5 protein-coding genes are annotated in these 6,611 nt (G+C 70.1%); 4 read left to right on the forward strand and 1 reads right to left on the reverse strand.

All coding sequences use genetic code 11. The features are described from left to right. Positions 1–75: 75 nt before the first annotated feature. Positions 76–2,436: an ABC transporter family substrate-binding protein gene (locus tag ACWGH4_RS28225; protein ID WP_453465901.1), complete on the reverse strand. Its 2,361-nt coding sequence runs from the start codon at positions 2,434–2,436 to the stop codon at positions 76–78. 320 nt (positions 2,437–2,756) lie between these two features. Here ACWGH4_RS28225 and ACWGH4_RS28230 point away from each other — a divergent pair, with 320 nt between their 5' ends. From ACWGH4_RS28230 to ACWGH4_RS28245, 4 genes are all read left to right on the forward strand, one after another. Next, positions 2,757–2,996 (forward strand): hypothetical protein, encoded by a 240-nt coding sequence (locus ACWGH4_RS28230; RefSeq protein WP_441264019.1) that lies wholly within the window; start codon positions 2,757–2,759, stop codon positions 2,994–2,996. An 85-nt stretch (positions 2,997–3,081) separates the two neighbouring features. Next, positions 3,082–3,903, forward strand: a complete 822-nt coding sequence (locus ACWGH4_RS28235) for a hypothetical protein (RefSeq protein ID WP_453465903.1) — start codon at positions 3,082–3,084, stop codon at positions 3,901–3,903. Between the two features lie 13 nt (positions 3,904–3,916). Further along, entirely contained in the window at positions 3,917–5,842 is a 1,926-nt protein-coding gene (locus tag ACWGH4_RS28240) for a fumarate reductase/succinate dehydrogenase flavoprotein subunit (RefSeq protein ID WP_453465905.1), read from the forward strand. Beyond that, positions 5,839–6,609: a succinate dehydrogenase/fumarate reductase iron-sulfur subunit gene (locus ACWGH4_RS28245; RefSeq protein ID WP_453465907.1), complete on the forward strand. Its 771-nt coding sequence runs from the start codon at positions 5,839–5,841 to the stop codon at positions 6,607–6,609. Before ACWGH4_RS28240 ends, ACWGH4_RS28245 begins: the two co-directional genes overlap by 4 nt. The last annotated feature ends 2 nt before the right edge of the window (positions 6,610–6,611 follow it).

A 6,611-nucleotide genomic window follows, 5' to 3' on the forward strand; every position in this document is an offset into this window, starting at 1 on the left:
GTTCTCGGAGATGTGTATAAGATACAGGTTCTGAGGTTGTGACCTGCGGTTTCTCCCGGCCTACGGCCCCTGCGGCTACTGCTTGGGGGCGGCTGCGGCCGTCTTGAAACCAATGTCCTGGTATCGGGGCTCGGCGAATCCGAAGGCGCCCGCGTTGACCACCTGCTTGCGTGCCGCGACCAGCTGCGGGCGCTGGTAGAGCGGAACGGAGCCGGCCGCCGCCCAGATCCTGGCGTCGGCCCTGCGCATCAGGTCACGCGCGGCGTCCGCGTCGAGCTCGCCGGCGGCCTGGTCGAAGAGCTGGTCGATGTAGTCCGTACCCACCCTCGTGTAGTTCTGCTCGACGAGGAGCGAGCCGTCGGAGGCCGGCCTGGGCTTGGCGTAGATCGGCCGGGCGTCGGTCGCCGGGAAGGGGCTGGAGGGCCAGGAGTAGAGGGCCAGGTCGTAGTCGCCCGACGCGATGTGGTCCTTGAAGAAGCTCGCGTCGTCCACCTTGATGATCTCCGTGCGCACTCCGACCCGGTCCAGCATCTGCGCGATCTTGTCGCCGACCGTGCGCAGCACCTCCGAGCCCGCGCCCGAGGGGAGGACGAAGCGGAGGCTGAGCGGCTTCCCGTCCTTGCCGAGGGCGCCGCCGACGGGGGCGGCGCCGGGTGCCGCCGTACCGCGCGGTGCGTAGGCGCCGGGCATGCCGCCCTTGTCCCCGGCCTTCCTGGCCGCCTTGTCCGTGGCGCCGGCGCCGTCGTCGGCGAGCGACGCTGCCTGCCGGCGGACGGCGGCGCTCTGGAGCGCGGCGCCGGGGGCCGGGGCGAGGATGTGCGTGACGCGGGAACCGGATCTCGGGTCGTGAGCCGCGGGCTTGTCGTCGCCGACGATGTAGAGCCCGTCGTCGGAGGCGGCGTCGTTCTTCTTCTCCGACGCCTCGGCCGACGGGCTCGCGGACGGCTCGGCGGAGGCCTTGCCCGGCGTCCTCTTCCCGTCCTCTTCCTTGCCGTCCTGGCCGCCCTTGCCCTTCTCGTCCGCTTTCCCGGCCTCACCGCCCGCCTTGGCCGGCTCTTCGCGGAGCCCTCCGGGCGTCCAGCCGGCGTCGGCGAGCAGCGCCTGCGCCTCCTGGGTGTCCTGCTCCCCGAGTGCGGCGCTGTTGTCGGTGTACGCGGCCTGACCGGCCAGCGCGAGGTGGTTGCCGGGCGGCTCCGCGGGCAGGCCGAGCGGCGTGAGCACGGCGTCGGCGATCTCCTTGCGATTCAGCGCCCGGGCGATCGCGCGGCGCACCCGGTCGTCGGCCAGCGGCCCGGACTCGCCGTTCAGCGCGAGCTGGGTGTACGCGGGCTCCAGCGACTTGCGGACCTCGTACTTACTGAGGGCGGACTGCTCCTGCGCGTACTTCTTCTCCGCCTCCGCCGCCCGCTTGCGGGCCTGCTGTGCGACCTCGGCCAGCTCCTCGTCGGAGCCGTGGGCCATCGCCCACGACTTCAGGGCGGCGGACGGAGTCCTGTCGGCGCCGGGGCCGTAGGCCAGCGGGCGTCCGCCGCGTCCGGCGTCCTTCACGGCGTAGGCGATACGTTCCGCCGCCGAGGGGTCGACATCGGCCAGGTCGAGGCTTCCGGCGGCGAGCGCGGCGATCCGCTTCTCGCGCGGCACGGCCGACAGCACCAGCTTGTCGAGCTTGGGGCGGTCCCCCCACCAGCGCGGGTTCGGCACGAGCGTGGTGGTGTCGGCCGCCTGGTCGATCTTGGAGATCCGGAACGGTCCCGCCGTCACCTTGAGCTTCGTGCGGGCCCCGTCGTTGAAGGCCGCCGGAGTCCCGGTCACGTCCTTGGGGTAGAGCGGCGTGAAGAGCGACTGCCAGTCCGCGTAGGGCTTGGTGAAGGTGACCTTGACCTCCAGGTCGTTCTCGCCGCGCTCGACCTTCTGGATCCGCTCGTACCCGGCGTTGCGCGCCGTCCAGTACGAGGAATCCTTTCCGCTCAGCGCCCGCCACTGGGCGAGGAAGTCCGGGGCGCCGATCTCGCGGCCGTCGCTCCACACGGCCTGCTGGTTGAGCTTGTAGAGCACGACCTGCTTGGGCTCCCGCTCGACGATCTCCGCCGACTCGAGATAGTCGGGATTCCGCTGCGGCCGCCCGTCGGCGTCCAGGATGAACAGGGCGGGCAGCACGGCGCCGGCGATCCGGCCGGTCGTGGCGTCCGCGTCGGCCTGGAAGGAGTTGAGCGTGGTGGGCATCGTGTCGACGGCCCAGCGCAGCGTCCCTCCGTCGGCGACGAGCTCACGGTCGGCGGGCGAGATGTCCTGAGCCGGGGGCTTCCCCCTGCTCTGCTCGTCGCCCGAGCTGCATCCGGCGAGAACGGGGAGTACCAGCACTCCGCTCGCGAGCAGTGCGACGGGGCGGAGCCTTCGGGAGCATGTCCGCCCGCGGGGGGCTTCGACCTGGGACATGGCTTGTACCTCTTCGTCCTGTTTCGTCGAATTTAGAGATGATCACACCGATTCCACTCACTGAAGTGGATGGATTGCCGCGCCGGACGGAGACACGACGGCGCTTCCGCGAAGGCCACCCGTGCGGAGGAACCGCGAACGCTCCCAAAGGGAATAAAAAGGGCGAATATGGGGGGAGTGAGGCTCCGACCATGAGGGGCGCGCTGGCAGCGCATGCGCCGGGAATCCCCGTACGTCCCCTTCACAAGCGGGGATGTGACGCGCGACACTCGCAGGCGCATGAACGACGCCACCGCACCCCGCGGAAGTGAGGGCAAGTCATGTCACAGGAAGATCTCGCGGCCGTACAGCGCCGCCTCGATGAGCTGGTCCGGCGTGTCGGCGAGCTGGAACAGACCGTCGACCGGCTGAGCGGCTCCCGCCCGCTCGCGGGCTCCGCCGCACCGGCCGCCAAGGTCCGGACCGAGCTGGTCACCATCCCCGACGCCCCGTACGACAACGCGCTGTGGACCGATTCGGACGACGAGGGACTGGGCGTCCGCGACCGGCACGCGCCCTGACCGGCCCGGACAGCAGGAGCCGGCCCGCAGGCAGGGCCGGCGGACCGGAGCCCCATCCCTGATCCCACTCCACCCGGAGCCTTCGTTGGCCACTGGTACCGAACCACCACAAGTCCATAAGGGCGTGCACGAGGCCACGCGTGCCGCCATCGGCCCCCGCCACCTGCGGACGGACCGCTGGTGGCTGGCCCCGGCCATGACGGCCGCCGGCCTGCTCGCCTTCATCGTGTACTCGACCTGGCGCGCGTTCGCAGGCGCCGACTACTACGCGGCGCCGTACGTCTCGCCCTTCTACTCGCCCTGCCTGGCCGAGAACTGCGAACCGATGCGGTCGGGCCCCAACTGGGAGATCTTCGGCAGCTGGTGGGGCCTGTCGCCCGCGCTGCTCATCCTGATCTTCCCGCTCGGCTTCCGGCTGACCTGCTACTACTACCGCAAGGCCTACTACCGGGGCTTCTGGGCCTCTCCCCCGGCCTGCGCCGTCGCCGAGCCGCACAAGAAGTACTCCGGCGAGACCCGCTTCCCGCTGATCATGCAGAACATCCACCGGTACTTCTTCTACGCCGCCGTGCCGGTCGCCGGGATCCTCACGTACGACACGGTGCTCGCCTTCCGCGACGAGCACTACGAGTGGGGCCACATGGGCCTCGGCACGCTCGTGTTCCTCGTCAACATCGTGCTGATCTGGGCGTACACCATCTCGTGCCACTCGTGCCGGCACATCATCGGCGGTCGGCTGCGGCACTTCTCCAAGCATCCCGTGCGCTACCGCCTCTGGGGCTGGGTCGGCAAGCTGAACGCCCGTCATATGCAGCTCGCGTGGGCGTCGCTGTTCAGCGTCGCGCTCGCCGACCTCTACGTCTACCTCGTCGCGTCCGGCGCCTTCGACGATCCGAGGCTGTTCTGATGGAAGGTGCTTGATGACCGAGCTCGAACGGCAGCAGTGGGACGTCGTGGTGGTGGGTGCGGGCGGCGCGGGCCTGCGCGCCGCCATCGAGGCGCGTGAGCGGGGCGCGCGTACGGCGGTGATCTGCAAGTCCCTGTTCGGCAAGGCCCACACGGTCATGGCGGAGGGCGGCATCGCCGCCTCCATGGGCAACGCGAACCCGGGCGACAACTGGCAGGTGCACTTCCGCGACACCATGCGCGGCGGGAAGTTCCTGAACCAGTGGCGGATGGCCGAGCTGCACGCCCGCGAGGCGCCCGACCGGGTCTGGGAGCTGGAGACCTGGGGCGCGCTCTTCGACCGCACCGCCGACGGCAGGATCTCGCAGCGCAACTTCGGCGGCCACGAGTACCCGCGCCTCGCCCACGTCGGCGACCGCACCGGGCTCGAACTGATCCGCACCCTCCAGCAGAAGATCGTCTCCCTCCAGCAGGAGGACAAACGGGAGCTCGGTGACTACGAGGCCGGGCTGAAGGTCTTCCAGGAGTGCACGGTGACCCGCGTCCTGAAGAAGGACGGCAGGGTCTGCGGAGTCTTCTGCTACGAGCGGGAGTCCGGCCGCTTCTTCGTCCTCGAGGCCCCCTCCGTCATCCTGGCCACGGGCGGAATCGGCAAGTCCTTCAAGGTGACCTCCAACTCCTGGGAGTACACCGGGGACGGGCACGCCCTCGCGCTGCTGGCCGGTGCCCCGCTGGTGAACATGGAGTTCGTCCAGTTCCACCCGACGGGGATGGTCTGGCCGCCGTCGGTGAAGGGCATCCTCGTCACCGAGTCGGTGCGCGGCGACGGCGGGGTGCTGCGGAACTCCGAGGGCAAGCGGTTCATGTTCGACTATGTGCCCGACGTCTTCAAGGAGAAGTACGCGCAGTCCGAGGAAGAGGGCGACCGCTGGTACGAGGACCCGGACAACAACCGGCGTCCCCCCGAGCTCCTGCCTCGCGACGAGGTCGCGCGGGCGATCAACTCCGAGGTCAAGGCGGGCCGCGGCTCCCCGCACGGCGGTGTGTTCCTCGACGTGTCCACCCGGATGCCGGCGGACGTGATCCGGCGCAGGCTGCCGTCGATGTACCACCAGTTCAAGGAACTCGCGGACGTGGACATCACGGCGGAGGCCATGGAGGTCGGGCCCACCTGCCACTACGTGATGGGCGGCATCGCCGTCGAGTCCGACACCGCGGGCGCGCTCGGCGTCCCCGGGCTGTTCGCCGCCGGAGAGGTGGCGGGCGGTATGCACGGCTCCAACCGCCTCGGCGGCAACTCCCTCTCCGACCTCCTCGTCTTCGGACGCCGGGCCGGGCTCCACGCGGCCGAGTACGCCCAGCGGCTCCCCGCACGGCCGGCGGTCGACGAGGCACAGATCGACGCCGCGGCGGCGGAGGCGCTGCGGCCCTTCAGCGCCGAGGGTCCGGAGGCCGGGACGACGCCCGAGAACCCGTACACGCTCCACCAGGAGCTTCAGCAGACGATGAACGACCTGGTCGGCATCATCCGCCGGGCGGGCGAGATGGAACAGGCCCTGACGAAGCTCGCCGAACTGCGCGAACGGGCGAGCCGCGCCGGGGTCGAAGGGCACCGGCAGTTCAACCCCGGCTGGCACCTGTCCCTGGACCTGCGGAACATGCTGCTGGTCAGCGAGTGCATCGCGCGGGCCGCCCTGGAGCGGACCGAGAGCCGCGGCGGCCACACCCGGGAGGACTGCCCCGGCATGGACCGCGAATGGCGCCGGGTGAACCTGGTGTGCCGGCTCCGGCAGGAGGACGACGCCACCGCGGCCGCCGGAGCCACCGGCAGGATCCGGCTCGAGCGGACGACGACCGAGCCCATCCGTGCCGACCTGCTCGCCCTGTTCGAGAAGGAAGAGCTGATCAAGTACCTCGCCGAGGAGGAGCTGACCGAGTGAGCGCCTACCAAGCCCGCTTCAAGGTCTGGCGGGGCGACCGGAGCGGCGGCGGCCTCGAGGACTTCACCGTCGAGGTCAACGACGGAGAGGTCGTCCTCGACATCATCCACCGCCTCCAGGCCACCCAGGCGTCCGACCTCGCGGTCCGCTGGAACTGCAAGGCCGGCAAGTGCGGTTCCTGCAGCGCCGAGATCAACGGCCGGCCCCGGCTGATGTGCATGACCCGGATGTCCGTCTTCACGAGGGACGAGACGATCACGGTCACACCGCTGCGGGCGTTCCCCGTGGTGCGGGACCTGGTCACCGACGTCTCGTTCAACTACGAGAAGGCCAGGGAGATCCCGTCGTTCGTGCCGCCCCCGGGTGTCGCGGCCGGCGAGTACCGGATGCAGCAGATGGACGTGGAGCGGTCGCAGGAGTTCCGCAAGTGCATCGAGTGTTTCCTGTGCCAGGACACCTGCCATGTGGTGCGCGACCACGAGGAGAACAAGGAGGCGTTCGCCGGCCCGCGGTTCCTGATGCGCATCGCCGAACTGGACATGCATCCGCTGGACTCGGCCGCCGGGTCGGGACTGGACCGCAGGACGACGGCACAGGACGAACACGGACTGGGCTACTGCAACATCACCAAGTGCTGCACGGAGGTCTGCCCCGAAGGCATCAAGATCACGGACAACGCGCTGATCCCGATGAAGGAACGGGCCGCGGACCGGAAGTACGACCCGCTGGTGTGGCTGGGCAACAAGATCAGGCGCCGGGAGGGCTGACG

The sequence above is a fragment of the Streptomyces sp. NPDC054847 genome (assembly GCF_053610925.1).